At 62.6% G+C, this 1,264-nt stretch carries 1 protein-coding gene; it reads left to right on the forward strand.

Annotated features, from left to right (window positions below):
• The first annotated feature begins 242 nt into the window (after window positions 1-242).
• A complete protein-coding gene (locus ACUXVE_RS20020) occupies window positions 243-1,157 on the forward strand; it encodes an IS110 family transposase (RefSeq protein ID WP_117310880.1) in 915 nt (304 codons plus the stop codon).
• Window positions 1,158-1,264 lie beyond the last annotated feature (107 nt).

Here is a 1,264-nt window from a genome sequence, read left to right on the forward strand (position 1 = left end):
GGGGTGTCCGCGGCATGGATGCCGCGGCCAAGCCTTATCTGATTGGAATCTGGCACCGTAGGTGTCGAGAGCCGGCGTGGGCCGCCGTGTAAGCCTGGATCTCGACGATCGCCATGGAGCTTGGCGCCCACGCCGGAATCTCCCTTGATCCGCCCGAACAGTTGCTGGAGCTGACACTCGCAGTGATAAGACTGGGCAAGCGGGGGAGCTCTCGACCCTTCCAGACTATACGGAGTCCGGTGATGAACGGGATCGGGATTGATGTCAGCAAGCGCCAGCTGGACGTTGGCACGACAGACGGAAAGACCCTGCAGGTCAGCAATAGCCGCTCCGGCTTTGCTGAATTGGACCTCTGGCTGCAAGGGCATCCGGCCGTCCAGATCGTGCTGGAGGCCACTGGTGGCTACGAACAGCCTGTGCTGGACTTCCTGCACAACGCTGGTCATCCGGTAGTCCGCGCCAATGCCCTGCGGGCGCGGAAACTGGCCCAGGGGCTTGGCCACATGGCCAAGACCGACCGCTTGGATGCCTATGCCTTGGCCAAGATGGCCGCGCTGGTGAAGCTGCGTTCCTATCAGCCACTGGAGCCTTGGCAGCGGGAAATGCGTGACTTCGTGCGGGCACGCCGACAGGCGATGCACGCGCTGACCGTCGCGCGGCAGCAGCAGGAAATGGTGGGTAATCGTGAATTACGTCGACTGCTTCAGGCCAACATCACTTGCTTGCAGAGAACGGTGGAACGTTTGGGAAAGCGGATTTCCGAACAGGTTTCCAAGCAGCCTCAACTGGCTGTCCTGAAGTCGATGAAAGGTGTTGGCCCGGGCCTGCAGGCCGTGTTGGCCAGCTATCTTCCCGAGCTGGGCAAGATCAGTGGCAAGGCCGTCGCCAGCCTGGTCGGTGTGGCACCGATGTCCCATGACAGCGGGACCATGCGTGGCAAACGAAGCATCCATGGCGGCAGGGCTGAGATCCGTCAGGTGCTCTACATGGCCAGCATGTCGGCCATGCGGCATGAACCTCGCCTGCGGGACTTTTACCAGTCGCTGCGAGCGCGGGGCAAGGAAGGCAAAGTGGCCATCGTGGCGGTGATGCGGAAGATGCTGGTGATTCTCAACGCCCGTATGCGTGACGCTCAAGGCGGATCGATCCCCGCCTGAGCGCACCAGAGGGCGTTGCTCCTGAGGCTGCCGGCCAGCGGCCGGCACTACCGTGCCCGTTTACCGGAAGGGCTGGCGCTCCTCCAGCAACACAGTTGCTCCAGGGA

Source organism: Stenotrophomonas sp. 3(2025) (assembly GCF_052665395.1).

Coding starts and splice junctions, on each gene's coding strand:
- ACUXVE_RS20020 (WP_117310880.1), top strand. CDS start 243: ATGAACGGGATCGGGATTGATGTCAGCAAGCGCCAGCTGGACGTTGGC.